Raw genomic sequence first — 16,092 nt, forward strand, 5'->3', positions numbered from 1 at the left:
TATATATGGAATCATTAGTCTTGATTGAGAAGTGGTTCACACATGCGCGGGTTGCCGAAAATGTGTTGCGGCGTGACGCGCAGGGCGCAGGCATCACACTCGCGCCGCGCGCCTCGGAGGGGCAGGGCCGCAGGCAGGATGTATTTGGAAGCAAAACGGCCTTGATTTTGATGGATTACCGGGTCATTCCCGCACCATGTCGCCACGACGAACGGACCCCCGGATGCGATCGATTGCCGCACGCGCGCCCCTCGCACTGCTGCTGGCGCTGCCGCTGCTCGCCGGCTGCCTCGAGCGCGGGCGGTCGCCGGTCGCGGAAAGCATGGGCGACGACGACCAGTACTGCCAGGCCAATGGCACGGTCAAAATCGGCACGCCCGAATACGTCGCCTGCCGCAAGGACCGTGACGTCCAGCGGCAAAACGCCGAAGCGCGCACCGATCGCAAGCAGCGCGACCTCGGCGAATACATGATGAACCATCCGGACGTGCACTAGGATGGTGATGAAAGAGACGCCGCCTCTTCACTCGCAATAGAAAAAACGCGACGGGTTGTCCCGCCGCGTTTGATGATCCAGTGACGCGAAACGCGTGGACCGCGTTTACTCCTCGTCATCGTCGGTCTTCTTGCCGCCGATCGTCTTCAGCTTGGCGAACACGGCGTCGACGTTGAGATCCTCTTGCTGCCGCTCGGTCGGCTCGTATTCCGGCTCCTTGCGCGTGGTCTCGGAGGCCGGCAGCAGCGTCGCGCCACCATAGACCGCGGCGGTCGGCTTTTCCTTGGCGGCGCGCTGCACCTCGAAATCGAGTTCGATCTGCGAGCACAGGCCGAGCGTCACCGGGTCCATCGGCGTCAGCGTCGAGGCGTTCCAGTGGGTGCGGTCGCGCACGCTGGCGATCGTGGTCTTGGTGGTGCCGACCAGGCGCATGATCTGGGCGTCCTTCAGCTCGGCATGGTTGCGCACCAGCCAGAGGATCGCGCTCGGCCGCTCATGGCGGCGCGACACCGGGGTGTAGCGCGGGCCCTTCTTCTTGGCGGCGGTCGGCAGCACCACCTTGCTCTCCTCGAGCTTGAGGCGGTAGTTCGGGTCGCGCTCGCCCCTTTCGATCTCCTCGCGGGTCAGCTGGCCGTTCGAAATCGGGTCCATGCCCTTGATACCCTGGGCGGCGTCGCCGTCGGCGATGGCGCGCACTTCCAGGGGGTGCATCTTGGTGAAATCGGCCACCTGATCGAAGGTCAGAGCGGTATTATCAACCAGCCACACGGCAGTTGCCTTTGGCATCAGCGGTGCGTTGCTCATGGCAAATCTCCTTTGCGCTTCGCCCACCTCTGCGAGGCGAAGCTGGTAGTCATCGGTGATGACGGGAATTATGGCGTCTATATAAGCCCTGAGGGGGGAATGGCGCAATGGGCCAGTAAAATCGCCTTGACAGCGCCCGAAAGCAGTCCCAAGTCCTTATGCGAATTGGCCGTTCCCCGCCCGCCGGCGAGGGGTGATTCGGTCCAGAGATTGCCCCGAGACAGCCCCATGTCAGCGAAAAAACCCGACCTCAGAATCGTGCTTTGTTCCCCGCGTGGCTTCTGCGCCGGGGTGGTTCGCGCCATCGACACGGTGGAACGGGCGCTCACCATCTATGGCGCCCCGGTCTATGTCCGGCACGAGATCGTCCATAACAAGTATGTGGTGGACAGCCTGAAGACCAAGGGGGCCATTTTCGTCGAGGAACTGGCCGAAATCCCCGATGATACCAATGCGCCGGTGGTGTTTTCCGCCCACGGGGTTCCCAAATCGGTCCCGGCCGAGGCCAAATCGCGCAATTTCTTCTCGCTGGACGCGACCTGCCCGCTGGTGACCAAGGTCCACCGCGAGGCGGCGATCCACTTCAAGCGCGGCCGCGAAATCCTGCTGATCGGGCATTCGCACCACCCGGAGGTGGTCGGTACCCTGGGCCAGCTGCCGGTCGGCGCCGTGACCCTGATCGAGACCGCCGAGGATGCCAAAACCTTCACCCCGAAGGATCCGAACAACCTCGCCTTTGTGACCCAGACCACGCTGTCGATCGACGACACCGCGGAGATCGTGGCGCTCCTGAAGCAGCGCTTCCCGAACGTCAACGGGCCGCACAAGGAAGACATCTGCTACGCCACCACCAACCGCCAGCTCGCGGTCAAGAAGGTGGCTCCGGTGGTCGATGCCCTGATCGTGGTCGGTGCGCCGAACTCGTCGAACTCGCAGCGTCTGCGCGAAGTCGCCGAGCGCGAGGGCTGTCCGGTTTCAGTGCTGGCCCAGCGGGCCAGCGACATCGACTGGAGCCGGTTTGAGGGCATAAGGAGCCTCGGCATCACCGCGGGCGCATCGGCGCCGGAGGTGATCGTCGAGGAGATCATGGGCGCCTTCGCCGAGCGCTACGAGCTTCACGTGGAGACGGTCTCGGCCGCGGAGGAGAACGAATTCTTCCCGCTGCCGCGTTCGCTGCGGCCCGACGCTGCCGCTGCGGAATAAGCCATATGGCGGTCTACACTGACGTTGCCGCCGAAGATCTCGCGGAATTCCTCAAGCGTTACGACATCGGCGAACTGCTGTCCTACAAGGGCATCGCCGAAGGCGTCGAGAATTCGAACTTCCTGCTGCACACCAGCCAGGGCGCCTACATCCTCACGCTCTATGAGAAGCGCGTGGCGGAGGACGACCTGCCGTATTTCCTGTCGCTGATGGCGCATCTCGCCGAGCGCGGCGTCTCCTGCCCGCAGCCGGCCAGGAATCGCAGCGGCGAGGTCACGAGCCGGCTGGCCAATCGGCCGGCGGCGATCATCAACTTCCTCGAAGGCGTCTGGCCGCGGCGGCCCAACGTGGCGCATTGCGCCGGCGTCGGCGAGGCGCTTGCCAAAATGCACCTTGCCGGGCGCGACTTCCCGATGGTCCGCGAGAATCCGCTGTCGGTCGGTGGCTGGCGGCCGCTGTTCGATCTCGCCGCCGCGCGCGCCGACGGCGTGCAGGCGGGCTTGCACGATTTCATCGCGCGCGAGCTCGATCATCTCGAAGCGTGCTGGCCGAGCGATTTGCCGGTCGGCGTCATCCATGCCGATCTGTTTCCCGACAACGTGTTCTTCCTCGGCGACAAGCTCTCGGGGCTGATCGACTTCCCGTTCGCCTGCAATGACATCCTGGCCTACGACGTCGCGATCTGCCTGAATGCCTGGTGTTTTGAGCCGGATCATTCCTTCAACGTCACCAAGGCGCGCGCGCTGCTCAATGCTTACGGCCGCGAACGGCCGTTGTCGGCGACTGAAGAGGCTGCGCTGCCGCTGCTGGCGCGGGGCGCTGCGATGCGTTTCCTGCTCACGCGTCTGGTTGATTTCCTCAACGTGCCCGAGGGCGCGCTGGTGCAGCCGAAGGACCCGCTGGAATATGTCCGCAAGCTTCGCTTCCAGCAGAATGTCGCAAACCTGCGCGACTACGGCATCACGCCGGCAGGATGCGCGGCGTGAGCGACAAGCCGCATGTGATCGTTTTCACCGATGGTGCCTGCTCCGGAAATCCGGGGCCGGGCGGCTGGGGCGCGATCCTGAAATTCGGCGACACCGAAAAGGAATTGAAGGGCGGCGAGGCCCATACCACCAACAACCGTATGGAGCTGATGGCGGCGATCTCGGCGCTGGAAGCATTGAAGAAGCCCTGCAGCGTCGACCTCACCACCGACAGCCAGTATGTCCGCCAGGGCATCACCGGATGGATCCACGGCTGGAAGCACAATGGCTGGCGCACATCGGACAAGAAGCCGGTCAAGAATGTCGAGCTATGGCAGCGCCTCGACGCCGCGCTGAAGCCGCACGAGGTGCGCTGGCACTGGATCAAGGGCCACGCCGGCCACGCCGAGAACGAACGCGCCGATCAGCTCGCCCGCGATGGCGTCGCGATGGCGAAGCTGAAGGGGTAGCGATCGTACCCTCTCCCCTTGTGGGAGAGGGTAGTTTCGCGAAGCGAAGCCGGGTGAGGGGTTTGTCTCCGCGGATAGAGACCCCTCATCCGTCGCGGACTGCGTCCGCGCCACCTTCTCCCACAAGGGGAGAAGGGAAGAATTCGTCGCTCAGCCTCAGAGCTGCCCGAGCAGCGTATCGCCGCCGGAGACTTCGACCTTGCCCGGAGCCGGCTCCTTATTGAGCTTCTTCACCACGCCGTCCTCGACCAGCATCGAGTAGCGGTGGGAGCGGATGCCGAGGCCGTTGCCGGAGGCGTCGAGCTCCATGCCGATTGCCTTGGTGAAGTCGGCATTGCCGTCGGCGAGGAAGGTGGCTTCGTCGCGCTGGTCGGTGTCGCGCTTCCAGGCGTTCATCACGAAGGCATCGTTGACCGAGACGATCGCGATGCTGTCGACGCCCTTGTTCTTGATGGCATAGGCGTTGAGGAAGATGCTCGGCAGATGCATCTTGTGGCAGGTGCCGGTGTAGGCGCCGGGCACCGCGAACAGGGCGACCTTCTTGCCCTTGAAAATGTCGTCGGTGGTTTTGACCTGCGGCCCTTCGGCAGTCATCACGCGAAATTTGGCTTCCGGCAGCTTGTCGCCAACATTGATCGTCATCGTCATTCTCCCTCGGTGTGCGGAATTGTCTTAAACCCGGCGGTCGGACGGCACAATATTGGCTGGGACGGAAACGGCAATGGCGGAGAATGGTCACTGTTCCGTCATCAGCCGGAAAACCCGCCATTGTCCAGGAATGCCTGTTCTTCGGGCGTCGTCGCCCGGCCCAGGACGCGGTTACGGTGCGGGAAGCGGCCGAACCGGCGGATGATATCGGCGTGGTCCTCGGCAAATCCGAGATTATCGGAATGACCGCCGCATGCCCGAAACAGCGCGACGCAGCGCTGCTGGTCGGCGAGGTACTCCGAATGCATGAAAGGCAGATAGAGGAATTCGCGCAACAACGGATCGACCCGTGCATCGACGCCGCGGTCGATCGCGCGACCGGCGACCTCGCGCGCCTGTGGATCGCTGGAAAAGGTCAGCGCGTTGTCGCGAAACATGTTGCGGGGAAACTGGTCCAGCACGAGGGTCAGTGCGACGGCGCCGTCATCGCTGGCTTCCCATGACGACAGCTCGCCGGCAGCGGCCTTCTGCCATGTGGCGAGGAAGCGGTCCCGGACCGTCACATCGAACGCGTCGTCGCGCCTGTACCAGCGGTCGCGGCCGGCCTCGCGCCAGAACGCGAGGACCTCGGCCGGCGTAGCGACGGGCGCGTCGGTCATAGTGCGACACCCGCGCCGCTTGTTTCAGGCCGCGGCCTTCTTCTCGTCGCGCAGCTCGCGGCGCAGGATCTTGCCGACATTGGTCTTCGGCAGGTCGGTCCTGAACTCGATCTGCTTCGGCACTTTGTAGCCGGTGAGCTGGGTGGCGCTGAACTTGATGATATCATCGGCAGTGAGGTTCGGGTCCTTCTTGACCACGAAGGCTTTGACCGCCTCGCCGGACCTTGCGTCCGGCACACCGATCACGGCGCATTCGAGGATGCCTGGATGGCTCGCGAGCACTTCCTCGATCTCGTTCGGATAGACGTTGAAGCCGGAGACCAGGATCATGTCCTTCTTGCGGTCGACGATCCTGGTCTGGCCCTGCTCGTCCATGATGCCGATGTCACCGGTGCGGAAGTAGCCGTCCGCGGTCATCACCTTTGCGGTCTCTTCAGGCCTGTTCCAGTAACCCACCATCACCTGCGGTCCCTTGGCGCAGATCTCGCCGGCTTCGCCGATCGGCAATTCGTTGCCGTCGTCGTCGCGGATCGAAAGCCAAGTCGAAGGAACGGGCAGACCGATCGTTCCAGAAAATTTGTCGATTGTGGCGGGATTGCACGTCAGCGTCGGCGAGGTCTCCGACAGGCCATATCCCTCCGACAACGAAGTGCCTGTGACTTTCAGCCACTTCTCGGCAACCGGCTTTTGCGTTGCCATGCCGCCGCCATTGGCGATCTTCAGCTTGGAGAAGTCGAGCTTGTCGAATCCGGGCGTGTTCAACAGGCCATTGTAGAGCGTGTTGACCGCCGGGAAGAAGCTGACCTGGTATTTCTGCAGTTCCTTGATGAAGCCGGCCATGTCACGTGGGTTGGGGATCAGAAGATTTGTGCTGCCGGTCCGCAATCCCAAGAGGTAGCAGGCGGTCAGTGCAAACACGTGATAGAGCGGCAGCGCACAAACGATGATCATGTTGTCGACGATCGGCGGCTTCTTCAACGCCGGCTGAAGCCAGGCATCGTTCTGCAGCACGTTGGCTAGGATGTTGCGGTGGAGCAGGGTGGCGCCCTTGGAGACGCCGGTGGTGCCGCCGGTATATTGCAGGAAGGCGACGTCATCAGCCCCGATCTGCGGCTTGTTGAACTTCAGGCCGCGGCCGGCCGACAGTGCCTCGTTGAAGCCGACGGCGCCCGGGATCGAATAGGCCGGCACCATCTTCTTCACCTTACGCACCACAAGGTTGACGATCACGCCCTTGATGCCGAGCAGGTCGCCCATGCTGCCGACGATGACGTGCTTGACGGCGGTGTTAGGCAGCACCTTCTGCACGGTGGTGGCGAAATTCTCCAGCACGACGATCGCTTCCGCACCGGAATCCTTGAGTTGATGCTCGAGCTCGCGCGGGGTGTAGAGCGGATTGACGTTGACTACGGCATAGCCGGCGCGCAGCACGGCGGCGGTCGCGACCGGATATTGCAGCACGTTCGGCATCATCAGCGCGACGCGCGCGCCCTTCTTCAGGCCCTTGCTCTGCAGATAGGCGCCGAGCGCCGTCGACATCTGGTCGAGCTCGCGATAGGTGATCGACTTGTCCATGCAGATGAACGCCTTGCGGTCGGCGTACTTCTTGAAGCTCTCTTCCAGCAACTCGACCAGCGACGAATATTGCGTCATGTCGATATCGGCGGGCACGCCGGCCGGATAATGCTTGAGCCAGATGCGCTCCATGATGGTCATTCCCCTCTCGTGATATTGCCTGATGTCCCGGATTGCTTCCGGGTTTTCGGACTTGGCCGCGTTGTTTTCGGCAGTATGAAGCGATGCCGCGGCCGATGGCAAGCCGCTGCGCGCTATCGACGCATTGAATGGTGAAGAGCCAGAGCCCCGCTAGCTTGCCGGCTTGGCCTCGGTCTTCGGTTTTGCCGCGGCTTTCGGCTTTGAAGCAGCGGGCTTTGCCGCCGCGGCGGCAGCAGGCTTGTCCGCGGCCTGCTTCGCAGCTGCGGTATCGGGCTTCGCGTTGGCATGGCGCACGGGCTTTGCTGCCACCGGCTTTGCGTCGCCCTTGGCATCGGCCGCCGCGTCTGGCTTGCTGGCCCTGGCGACGACACGGACGCGCTTGCCGCGCCTGACCGGCTGTTCCTTCTCGCTGTCGGCCGCGACCGCCGCGATCAGTGCGGCGCCGGTCCTGGTCGGACCGGTATAAACCACGATCGGCTCCGACGGCGCGGGCGGCAAGGCCAGCAGTTCGGACGGCTTCGGCATCGCGGCTTGCAGGCCTGCGGCGAAGAAGGTCGCGGCGCTACCCTCGCCATTGGTGGCTGAACTGCCGGCGCTACTGGCCACAGTGTCCTCGTCCTCGTCGCTGGCCGGCCGCTTGTGCTTGCTGCCGCACATCTCGTCGCGCAGGTTCGGCGGCGAGGCATCGATCGGCACCAGATTGTCGACGGTGCCGAGCGAGGGACGCAGCCAGGCCAGCCCGTTATTGGCAAAGCCGCGATCCAGTAGTTGAGCGGCGCGAACCGCACGCATTTTTCCCGAGGACGCGCCGAGCACGACGGCGATCAATCGCTTGCCGTCATGCGTCGCCGACGCGACGAGATTGTAGCCGGACGCGCAGATGAAGCCGGTCTTGAAGCCATCGGCGCCCGGATAACGCCCGATCAGGCGATTGAAGTTCTGCGTGATCCGGCGGCCGAACCGGATCGACGGGATGTGGACGAAATACTCGTATTCAGGCAGGTCGCGGATGATGCCGCGGGCGAGGATCGCAAGATCGCGCGCCGAGGTGATCTGGCCGTCGGCGGGCAGGCCGTTCGGGTTGACGTAGCTCGTTTGCGTCATGCCGAGCTTCTGGGCGCTGTCGTTCATCATCGCCGCGAAGCCGTCGATCGAGCCGCCGACGCCTTCAGCCAGCACCACGGCCATGTCGTTGGCCGACTTCACCAGCATCATCTTCAGCGCGTTGTCGATGGTGACCTGGGTGCCGGGCCGCAGGCCCATCTTCGAGGGCGATTGCGAGGCCGCGATCGGCGACACCGTGACCAGCGTGTCGAGCGAGACGCGGCCGTCCTTGACTGCCTTCAGCGTCACATAGGCCGTCATCATCTTGCTGAGCGAGGCCGGATACCACGGCATCGTCGCATTGTCGGCCTGCAGCACCTTTCCGGTGTCGGCTTCGACCACCAGCAGCGCCTCGGCCTGGGCCATGCGCGGCGTTGCGATGACGAGCATCGCCGCGGCTAGAATCCATTTCAATGACGGGTTGTGCCGCAGCGGGCGAAGAAATTGCACGAGTCCGGTTCCGGTCCTTTGAGACCCGCCTTCAACAAGGAGGTCTTTGCGATATGACGTTCGGGTTTCAAGCCTGTCCGGGAGCCGCTTCGCGGCGGTGCAAACCTATACCGGAGCGGCAGCGGAGAACAGGGGCCGGATAATTAAATCGTGGACGAAATAGGCTGAATTTCGGCAGCCGCCTCAATTGGAAAGCCGGAATTATGGAGCTTCGATGCCGGCCCGTTGCTCCTCCTGTACCATGAACTGGGCGCGTGCGAGATCGGCAAACCGGCCACCTTTTGCGACCAGTTCATCGAAAGTTCCGCTTTCGATCACCCGTCCCTGATCGAACATCAGGATGCGCGTCGCGTAGCGGATCGTGGAGAGGCGGTGCGCGATCACAAATGTGGTGCGCCCCTTCATCACTTCATCGAGAGCCGCGTTGACCTTGGCCTCGGTGACCGCGTCGAGCGCGCTGGTCGCCTCGTCCAGGATCAGGATCGGCGGATCCTTCAACAGTGCGCGTGCGATCGACAGTCGCTGCCGCTCGCCGCCGGACAACATGCGGCCGCGTTCGCCCGCATGGGTGTCGAATTTCTTTTCGCTGCGCTCGATGAAATCCAGCGCCTGCGCACGCGCCGCAGCGGTACGCAGTTCCTCGTCGGTCGCATCGGGCTTGCCGACGCGCAAATTCTCGGCGATCGAGCGGTTGAACAGCAGCGCTTCCTGGAACACGACGCCAATGTTCCGCCGCAGCGCCGTCAGCTTCAGCGCACGTATGTCCATACCGTCGATCTCGATGATGCCGGATTGCGGATCGAAGGCGCGATGCAGGAGCGCGATCGCGGTGGATTTGCCGGCGCCGGTCGGGCCGACCAGCGCGATGGTCTGGCCTGGCAGCGCGGTGAAAGAGAGATCCTCGATCGCCGGCCGCTTGCCGTCATAGGAGAACGAGACATCGTTGAACTCGATCAGGCCGGAGAGCCTTCCGGGGTCGATCGCGCCCGGCCGGTCGCGCACTGTCGGCACCGCATCGAGCACGTCGAAGAATTCCTGCAGGCGCGGCGCCTCCATGAACACGCTGTTGATGAAGCCCACCACCTGCTCGAGCTTCTGGATCAGCATGGTGGCAAACGACACGAACATCACGATCTCGCCGACCGTAGTCAGGCCCTGCTCGTGCAGCGCGATGCCGACGGTGAAGATCGCGAGCACCGTGATCGTGGTGGAGGCGCGGGTGATGACGGTGACCAATGCCCACCACGACAGCACCGGCATCTGCACCGCGAGCAGCTTCTCGGCAACGAAGCGCAGGCCCTGTACCTCGGAATCGATCCGCACGAAGCTCTGCACCAGCGCGACATTGCCGAGTGCGTCGGAGGCGCGCGCCGACAGGTCGCTGTAGTAGGCCTCGACCTCGCTCTGCATGCCGTAGGTCTTGCGCACCACGAGCGTGGTCAGCACGGTGAAGACGACGCAGAGCGCGAACAACAGGATCGCCAGCCGCCAGTTGATGTAGAGCGCGAGCGGCAGCAGCACGATCAGCGACATGATCGCGGCGAAATGTTCGCGAAAGAAGCCGAGCCACAGCCGCCACAGCGCGTCGGTGCCGTTCAGCATCACCTTCATCAGCCGGCCCGAATGGGTGCCGGAATGGAAGGTCAGCGGCAGCTGCATGATGTGCTCGAAATAGCCGGTCAGCACGGCCTGGCGCTGGCGGTGCGCCAGCCGGTCGGCCTGCAGCGCCACGGCTGCGCTGCAACCGATCGTGAACAGGCCGAACGCTGCCCAGGCCACCAGCAGCGGCCATGGTGAGGAGGTCGCGAACAGGCCGGTGGCGGGCCTGCCCGACAGCACGTCGACGATCTTGCCGAACAACACCGGCTCGGCGAATTGCGCGCCGGCGAGCAGCAGATTGGCGGCAGCGAGGATCCAGCCGAGCCGCGCTTCCTTGCCAAGCAATTCCAGGACGCGGGTATAGAGGCGGAGCATGGACATGCCGGCGGGACTCTCAAAGGCGATCACCGCCCGATCAGGCGGGATGCAATTTAATCAGGGTTCGCCACCGAGGGCCAGCGGCGAGCGCGCGTTTTGCTCAGTTGATCAGCCGGTCATCCCGCGGCGGCAGGAATGACTCGTCGAAGATGTCTGTGACGTGCGGCCGCTTCTGGAATTTGAAATCCTCCGCGAGCTGGTCGACCGATCGCTCGAAGCGCGCCGGATCGACGCCGCCGATGCCGTTGTGCCTGACCTCGCCGGTCAGGATGTTGTCGCGGATGATCGCGCGCAGCCGCTCCTGCTCCAGTTCGGCCGAACCGCCATCCATCCGGCTGACCACCTCGGTCGTCGCGCGCGCGGGGTCCTTGAGCGTGAGGTTGGTGCCGCCGATCACCGCCCGCACAAAACCCCTCACCGCGTCGGGCTTCGCCGCGGCTAACCGCGGGCTGACGATCACGGCAAAGCCATAGGCCTCGCAGCCATAGTCGGCGAAGCGCAGTACGGCCAGATCGTCGGCCGGCACGCCGCGATCCCGCAGGTTGATCGCCGACAAATAGGAGAAGCCGGTCACGGCTTCGACCTGGCCGGCCGACAGCATCGGCTCACGCACCGCGGCGCTGATGCTGTTCTGCTTGACGCTTCCCAACTGGATGCCGTTCTGCCTGGCGACGGCGGGCCACAGGCGGATCGACAAATCGCCCTCGGCGACGCCGAGGGTTTTGCCCTGGATGTCCGACAGCGCCCTGATGCCGCGGCTCTTGCGGGCGATGATCGCGTAGGGCGCCTGGTTGAACAGCACGAACACCGCCTTCACGGGCGCGGCGCCCGGCGTGTCGCGAAATCGGATCAGCGCGTTGATGTCGACGAGGGCGAAGTCGCTCGCGCCGCCGGTGACGCGTGCGATCGCATCAGCCGAACCGGTGGCGATGTTGGTGCCGACGGAAAGGCCTTCGGCGCTGAACAGGCCGCCCACCGCCGCCATCACGAACGGTGCTGCGGCGGCATCGAGCGGCCGGTCGAGCGTGAACTGGATGGCGAGCGGCGGTAGCGGATCGCCCGCGGCGCGCAACGGCGCTGCTGCGGGCCACACGCCGCCCGCGAGCCCGATCACGAGAGCCATCATCAAGCGGAGAGCAGTGGTCCGACTTACCTGCATCATGACATCCGGGGGCGAGACAAAGTGCCGCGCCGGCGCCTGTTTCATGACATCGAATGCGTAATGGCAAGCGTCAATTTAACGACATTCTGCCTCAGGGAAGGTGAATGACCGATGACTGCCACGATGTTGCCGCGGTCTGTTCAGCTTGCATTTGGTTTGCGGAACCTAATCTAAAGCCGGTGGTTAGCTGTCGAAGGCCCATCGGGGCCGGCTCCCACAAAGGATGATTGCAATGTTTGCGCGAAAGGGTGTTTTTTCGTCCATTGGCCGCGCAGCCACGCTGGCGACAATTGCTGCGGTGGCGCTGACGGCCGTTGAGCCGACGATGGCGTCTGCCGGCTCTGCTGCAGCGGGCAAGCCCGCGACTGTAACCATGTCAAACGGCACGAGCGGCGCGACCGATATCAGCGCACGGCGCCGTTACTATCGTGGCGGCGGCGGTGGTGCCGTGGCGGCCGCCGCGTTCGCCGGCATCGTCGGCACGGGCATCGCGATTATCGCGTCGCAGAACCGTCGCGCTGACTATGATGCCTACGGCTACTATGGCGGTGGCCCGGGCTATTACGGTGGTGGTCCCGTCTACTACGGTGGTGGTCCGGCCTATTATGGCGGCGGCTATTACGGCAACCGGTCGGGGCTGTCCTACCAGCCGTACTGACGCGACCCGTAACGGTTCGCACAACTGTCACAAAGATCGAATCCACCGGCCGCCCGGCCGGTGGATTTTTTAGTTGTCAAGCAAGCCGTTAACACGCTGGCGACGAGTTTCGATTAGGCTGGACGCATGAATGATTCGATCGAGCGGCTTTATCAGGCGGTGATCGCGGCCAGGGATCTTGATCCGGCAATTTCGCGCACGGCACGGCTGTTTCAGCGCGGTCCGGCCAAGATGGCCAAGAAGCTCGCCGAGGAAGCGATCGAGGTCGCGATCGACGCCGTCAGCGGCAAGTCCGATGCCGTGGTCCGTGAAAGCGCCGACCTGCTCTACAATCTGACCGTCCTGTGGGCTTCAACCGGCATCAAGCCGGAGGATGTCTGGCACGAGATGGAGCGCCGCGAGCGTCTGCTCGGAATCGCCGAGAAGCTGCCGAAATCACCGGTCAAATTGCCCAAATCCGCGCCCGTTCCCGTGGTTCGGCGTCGAATCGACGCGCTGGAAAACCGCCTGCGCAAAGGGCGGTCGTAAATCGCCCGAAAATCAGCCGATTCCCGGCATGGACAAATCCACTCCATGATGGTTCATCGCGGCCATGCTGAAACGGATTTACGATTGGTGCATCGGCGCCGCCGACAAGCCCTACGCGCTCTGGATTCTCGCGGGCGTCGCCTTCGCTGAGAGCTCCTTCTTCCCGGTGCCTCCCGATATCATGCTGCTGCCGATGTCGCTCGCGCGGCCGAAGCGGGCGTGGTGGTTCGCGGCGATCTGCACCGTCGCCTCCGTTGCCGGCGGCGTGCTCGGTTACGCAATCGGCGCGCTGCTCTACGACTCGCTCGGGCAGTGGCTGATCCATCTCTACGGTCTCTCCGACAAGATGGACGCATTCCGCGCCTCCTATGCGCAGTGGGGCGCGGTGATCATCCTGGTGAAGGGGCTGACGCCGATCCCCTACAAGCTCGTGACCATCACCTCGGGCTTTGCCGGCTACAACATCTGGCTGTTCATCCTGTGCTCGATCGTCGCACGCGGCGGCCGCTTCTTCATCGTCGCGGTCGTGTTGAACCGCTATGGCGATTTCATCCGCAAGGAGCTGGAGAAGCGGCTCGGGCTGTGGGTCGCGATCTTCGCGATCGTGCTGGTGCTGGGCTTTGTTGTCGCAGTGAAGCTGATCTAGCGGTTGTCGGCTTTGCCGGCTTTCGAGCTTCCTGTACGCTGGCCACGATGGCTGATGGAATCGATGACCTGCGAAGTCTTGATGGTGCACGTGCTGTGATCGCAGGCCTCGCCCTGTCGATGATCCTCGCAGCGACCGATTTCGGTTGGGCCCAGGCCGAGCCGCCTGTGCTCGGCGTGCAGTCGCCGGCGCAGCAACCATCTCCACCGGAGCCGCAGCAGATCGAGTTGCCGCCCGCATCGGCCGAGCGCGAGAATCCCGGGCTGATCAACGAAATCGGAAAGCTGTTCGAGAAATCGAAGTCGGTGCTGCCTGCGCTGAAGAGCCCGAGCGAGACCATGAACGACCTGTCGAACATCGCGCGGCCCTCCTCGATGGTCTCGGGACGCGCGGCCTGCGTGGTTGCCTCGAACGGCGCGCCCGACTGCAAGATCGGCGCCGACCGGCTCTGCCAGAGCAAGGGTTTCAAGGAGGGCAAGAGCCTCGATACCGATGCCTCCGAGAAATGCTCGCCGCTGGTCTACCTGCCGGGCCACAAGCGCGGACCGAACGACTGCAAGACCGAAAATTTCGTGACACGCGCGATCTGCCAATAGGCCTTGCACCAAGCTTCGCATCGGCTTGGCTGAACCGGCTCTGGGATGCCAGAATGCCTGAGAAAAATGCAGCATCCGGGTGAGCTTTTGTCATTCATCCCGCAGCGCCCAAACGCAATACTTGACAGTGGAAAGATTGCCTTGTTGGTATGATGCCAGCCATCTCCGGGCGGGGACTCCGTTCCGCCTGACCAACGCAAGGATCCGCCGCCAATGTCCATGCCTGCTCTGTTCAAGGGCCGTCTGTCTCTTCCCGTGATCGGGGCACCGCTGTTCATTATCTCCGTGCCCGACCTCGTCATCGCGCAGTGCAAGGCCGGCGTGGTCGGCTCGTTTCCGTCACTGAACGCGCGGCCGCCGGAGCTGCTCGACGAATGGCTGCACCGGGTCAAGGAAGAGCTCGCCGCTTACGACAAGGCCCATCCGGAGCGGCCGTCGGCGCCGTTCGCGGTGAACCAGATCGTGCACAAGTCCAACAACCGGCTCGATCACGACATGGCGCTTTGCGAGAAGCACAAGGTGCCGATGATCATCTCCTCGCTCGGCGCACGCGAGGAGCTCAACCAGGCCGTCCATGGCTGGGGCGGCATCGTCTTCCACGACGTCATCAACCAGAAGTTCGCGCACAAGGCGATCGAGAAGGGTGCCGACGGCCTGATCCTGGTCGCGGCCGGCGCCGGCGGTCATGCCGGCACGATCTCGCCGTTCCCGTTCGTGGCGGAGACGCGGGCGTGGTTCGACGGGCCGATCGCGCTGTCGGGCACCATCGCCAACGGCCGCGCGATCCGCGCCGCACGTGTCATCGGTGCCGACTTCGCCTATATCGGCTCGGCCTTCATCGCGACGCAGGAGGCGAACGCGGTCGAAGGCTACAAGAGCATGATCACCAATTCGTCCGCCGAGGACATCGTCTATTCCAACCTGTTCACCGGCGTGCACGGCAACTACCTGAAGCCCTCGATCGTCGCGGCCGGCATGGATCCGGAGAATCTGCCGACCTCCGATCCCTCGAAGATGAGCTTCGGCACCGATTCCTCCGGCGAGCGCGCCAAGCCGAAGGCCTGGAAGGAAATCTGGGGCTCGGGTCAGGGCGTCGGCAGCATCGCCAAGGTGCTGCCCGCGGCCGAGCTGATCGCGCGGTTCAAAAAAGAATATGACGAGGCGATCGACCCGCCGCTGGCCTGATGCATCCGATCTTCAGCGTTGACGGCAACCGCGTCGTCACCAGCCCCGATGCTGCGGGTCCGTGGGATCCGCGGATGCAGCACGGCTCCGCGCCGGCGGCCCTCGTGGTTTGGGCCGCTGAAGCCATTCCGATCGCCGTGCCGATGCATGTCGCGCGCGTGACGATCGATCTGATGCGTCCGGTGCCGGTCGCGCCGCTCACGATCGAAAGCGAGGTGCTGCGCGAGGGCCGCAAGATCCAGCTCTGCGGCATCAGGCTCAAGGCCGACGGCGTCGTCGTGGTCTCCGCCAGCGTGCTGAAGATCAAGGCGCAGACGGCGGAGCTGCCGCCCGGGATCGGCGGTCTGCCGGTCGAGCTGCCCGGGCCCGACCAATGCTTGGTCGAGCCTGGCGATCTCGCCAACAGTCCGTTCGTGCGATCCATCTCGATGCGTGCCGCGCGCGGCCGCTTCGGCCAGACAGGTCCCGGCGCGATCTGGTTTCGCGTCGACCATCCGTTGATCGCAGGCTCAGCGGTCTCGCAGGCGATGCGCGCGGTGGTCGCCTCGGATTTCTCCAACGGTACCTCGCCGGCGCTGGATTTCGCGAAGTGGACCTTCATCAATGCAGATCTCACGGTGAACCTCGCACGCCAGCCGATCGGCGACTGGATTCTGCTCAACGGTGAGTCCTGGATCGGGCCTGACGGTGCAGGGCTTGCGATGTCGCGGCTTGCCGACCAGCACGGCTATTTCGGCCGGGCGGTCCAGAGTCTCGTGATCGAGAAGCGTTAGGCCTTGCAGTCGATCGCCGCGAACGGCGTTCGCTGGGTCGGAATCCGTTCCT

At 64.0% G+C, this 16,092-nt stretch carries 17 protein-coding genes; 10 read left to right on the forward strand and 7 right to left on the reverse strand.

Annotated features, from left to right (window positions below):
- The first annotated feature begins 223 nt into the window (after positions 1-223).
- Positions 224-496, forward strand: a complete 273-nt coding sequence (locus UP10_RS23835) for a hypothetical protein (protein WP_044589678.1) — start codon at positions 224-226, stop codon at positions 494-496.
- Positions 497-601: 105 nt separating this feature from the next.
- Here UP10_RS23835 and UP10_RS23840 read toward each other — a convergent pair whose 3' ends face one another.
- Entirely contained in the window at positions 602-1,300 is a 699-nt protein-coding gene (locus tag UP10_RS23840; RefSeq protein ID WP_044589679.1) for a DUF1013 domain-containing protein, read from the reverse strand.
- Between the two features lie 228 nt (positions 1,301-1,528).
- Between UP10_RS23840 and ispH the strand changes: the two genes are divergently transcribed.
- From ispH to rnhA, 3 genes are read left to right on the forward strand one after another with little or no spacing between them, the layout of a single operon-like run.
- Positions 1,529-2,503, forward strand: coding sequence for a 4-hydroxy-3-methylbut-2-enyl diphosphate reductase (gene ispH, locus UP10_RS23845; RefSeq protein ID WP_044589680.1), 975 nt, complete (start codon positions 1,529-1,531; stop codon positions 2,501-2,503).
- Between the two features lie 5 nt (positions 2,504-2,508).
- Positions 2,509-3,489 carry a homoserine kinase gene (locus UP10_RS23850; RefSeq protein WP_044589681.1) on the forward strand — a complete coding sequence of 327 codons (981 nt, stop codon included), beginning with the start codon at positions 2,509-2,511 and terminating at the stop codon, positions 3,487-3,489.
- Positions 3,477-3,938 (forward strand): ribonuclease HI, encoded by a 462-nt coding sequence (rnhA, locus tag UP10_RS23855; RefSeq protein ID WP_502692247.1) that lies wholly within the window; start codon positions 3,477-3,479, stop codon positions 3,936-3,938. The genes UP10_RS23850 and rnhA overlap by 13 nt, the downstream gene beginning before the upstream one ends.
- 156 nt (positions 3,939-4,094) lie before the next feature.
- Here rnhA and UP10_RS23860 read toward each other — a convergent pair whose 3' ends face one another.
- The 6 genes from UP10_RS23860 to UP10_RS23885 form a co-directional block, all read right to left on the reverse strand.
- Positions 4,095-4,580, reverse strand: a complete 486-nt coding sequence (locus UP10_RS23860) for a peroxiredoxin (RefSeq protein ID WP_044590079.1) — start codon at positions 4,578-4,580, stop codon at positions 4,095-4,097.
- 107 nt (positions 4,581-4,687) lie between these two features.
- Positions 4,688-5,245, reverse strand: a complete 558-nt coding sequence (locus UP10_RS23865; protein ID WP_044589682.1) for a DUF924 family protein — start codon at positions 5,243-5,245, stop codon at positions 4,688-4,690.
- A gap of 24 nt (positions 5,246-5,269) precedes the next feature.
- The gene (locus UP10_RS23870) at positions 5,270-6,952 is read right to left on the reverse strand and encodes a long-chain fatty acid--CoA ligase (RefSeq protein ID WP_044590080.1); all 1,683 of its coding nucleotides are present in this window, start codon (positions 6,950-6,952) and stop codon (positions 5,270-5,272) included.
- Between the two features lie 159 nt (positions 6,953-7,111).
- Complete coding sequence (locus tag UP10_RS23875; protein WP_502692248.1) at positions 7,112-8,515, reverse strand: D-alanyl-D-alanine carboxypeptidase family protein; 1,404 nt, start codon at positions 8,513-8,515, stop codon at positions 7,112-7,114.
- A gap of 201 nt (positions 8,516-8,716) precedes the next feature.
- Positions 8,717-10,495, reverse strand: a complete 1,779-nt coding sequence (locus UP10_RS23880; RefSeq protein ID WP_044590081.1) for a glucan ABC transporter ATP-binding protein/ permease — start codon at positions 10,493-10,495, stop codon at positions 8,717-8,719.
- Positions 10,496-10,592: 97 nt separating this feature from the next.
- Positions 10,593-11,651, reverse strand: a complete 1,059-nt coding sequence (locus UP10_RS23885) for an ABC transporter substrate-binding protein (RefSeq protein WP_044590082.1) — start codon at positions 11,649-11,651, stop codon at positions 10,593-10,595.
- Between the two features lie 235 nt (positions 11,652-11,886).
- Between UP10_RS23885 and UP10_RS23890 the strand changes: the two genes are divergently transcribed.
- The 6 genes from UP10_RS23890 (at position 11,887) to UP10_RS23915 (ending at position 16,040) form a co-directional block, all read left to right on the forward strand.
- Positions 11,887-12,312, forward strand: coding sequence for a hypothetical protein (locus UP10_RS23890; protein WP_044589684.1), 426 nt, complete (start codon positions 11,887-11,889; stop codon positions 12,310-12,312).
- 126 nt (positions 12,313-12,438) lie between these two features.
- Complete coding sequence (gene hisE, locus UP10_RS23895; RefSeq protein ID WP_044543027.1) at positions 12,439-12,840, forward strand: phosphoribosyl-ATP diphosphatase; 402 nt, start codon at positions 12,439-12,441, stop codon at positions 12,838-12,840.
- A 64-nt stretch (positions 12,841-12,904) separates the two neighbouring features.
- Positions 12,905-13,486 (forward strand): YqaA family protein, encoded by a 582-nt coding sequence (locus UP10_RS23900; protein ID WP_044589685.1) that lies wholly within the window; start codon positions 12,905-12,907, stop codon positions 13,484-13,486.
- Positions 13,487-13,533: 47 nt separating this feature from the next.
- Positions 13,534-14,082 (forward strand): hypothetical protein, encoded by a 549-nt coding sequence (locus UP10_RS23905; RefSeq protein ID WP_082077234.1) that lies wholly within the window; start codon positions 13,534-13,536, stop codon positions 14,080-14,082.
- A 213-nt stretch (positions 14,083-14,295) separates the two neighbouring features.
- Positions 14,296-15,267, forward strand: a complete 972-nt coding sequence (locus UP10_RS23910) for an NAD(P)H-dependent flavin oxidoreductase (RefSeq protein WP_044589686.1) — start codon at positions 14,296-14,298, stop codon at positions 15,265-15,267.
- Positions 15,267-16,040, forward strand: a complete 774-nt coding sequence (locus UP10_RS23915; protein ID WP_044589687.1) for a thioesterase family protein — start codon at positions 15,267-15,269, stop codon at positions 16,038-16,040. Before UP10_RS23910 ends, UP10_RS23915 begins: the two co-directional genes overlap by 1 nt.
- The last annotated feature ends 52 nt before the right edge of the window (positions 16,041-16,092 follow it).

Source organism: Bradyrhizobium sp. LTSPM299, from assembly GCF_000938235.1.
Classification (GTDB): domain Bacteria; phylum Pseudomonadota; class Alphaproteobacteria; order Rhizobiales; family Xanthobacteraceae; genus Bradyrhizobium.

What these genes read in the sequence shown, in the direction of transcription:
- UP10_RS23835 (WP_044589678.1), top strand. Translation starts at nt 224, where the DNA reads ATGCGATCGATTGCCGCACGCGCGCCCCTCGCACTGCTGCTGGCGCTG.
- UP10_RS23840 (WP_044589679.1), bottom strand. Translation starts at nt 1,300, where the DNA reads ATGAGCAACGCACCGCTGATGCCAAAGGCAACTGCCGTGTGGCTGGTT.
- ispH (WP_044589680.1), top strand. Translation starts at nt 1,529, where the DNA reads ATGTCAGCGAAAAAACCCGACCTCAGAATCGTGCTTTGTTCCCCGCGT.
- UP10_RS23850 (WP_044589681.1), top strand. Translation starts at nt 2,509, where the DNA reads ATGGCGGTCTACACTGACGTTGCCGCCGAAGATCTCGCGGAATTCCTC.
- rnhA (WP_502692247.1), top strand. Translation starts at nt 3,477, where the DNA reads ATGCGCGGCGTGAGCGACAAGCCGCATGTGATCGTTTTCACCGATGGT.
- UP10_RS23860 (WP_044590079.1), bottom strand. Translation starts at nt 4,580, where the DNA reads ATGACGATCAATGTTGGCGACAAGCTGCCGGAAGCCAAATTTCGCGTG.
- UP10_RS23865 (WP_044589682.1), bottom strand. Translation starts at nt 5,245, where the DNA reads ATGACCGACGCGCCCGTCGCTACGCCGGCCGAGGTCCTCGCGTTCTGG.
- UP10_RS23870 (WP_044590080.1), bottom strand. Translation starts at nt 6,952, where the DNA reads ATGGAGCGCATCTGGCTCAAGCATTATCCGGCCGGCGTGCCCGCCGAT.
- UP10_RS23880 (WP_044590081.1), bottom strand. Translation starts at nt 10,495, where the DNA reads ATGTCCATGCTCCGCCTCTATACCCGCGTCCTGGAATTGCTTGGCAAG.
- UP10_RS23885 (WP_044590082.1), bottom strand. Translation starts at nt 11,651, where the DNA reads ATGCAGGTAAGTCGGACCACTGCTCTCCGCTTGATGATGGCTCTCGTG.
- UP10_RS23890 (WP_044589684.1), top strand. Translation starts at nt 11,887, where the DNA reads ATGTTTGCGCGAAAGGGTGTTTTTTCGTCCATTGGCCGCGCAGCCACG.
- hisE (WP_044543027.1), top strand. Translation starts at nt 12,439, where the DNA reads ATGAATGATTCGATCGAGCGGCTTTATCAGGCGGTGATCGCGGCCAGG.
- UP10_RS23900 (WP_044589685.1), top strand. Translation starts at nt 12,905, where the DNA reads ATGCTGAAACGGATTTACGATTGGTGCATCGGCGCCGCCGACAAGCCC.
- UP10_RS23905 (WP_082077234.1), top strand. Translation starts at nt 13,534, where the DNA reads ATGGCTGATGGAATCGATGACCTGCGAAGTCTTGATGGTGCACGTGCT.
- UP10_RS23910 (WP_044589686.1), top strand. Translation starts at nt 14,296, where the DNA reads ATGTCCATGCCTGCTCTGTTCAAGGGCCGTCTGTCTCTTCCCGTGATC.
- UP10_RS23915 (WP_044589687.1), top strand. Translation starts at nt 15,267, where the DNA reads ATGCATCCGATCTTCAGCGTTGACGGCAACCGCGTCGTCACCAGCCCC.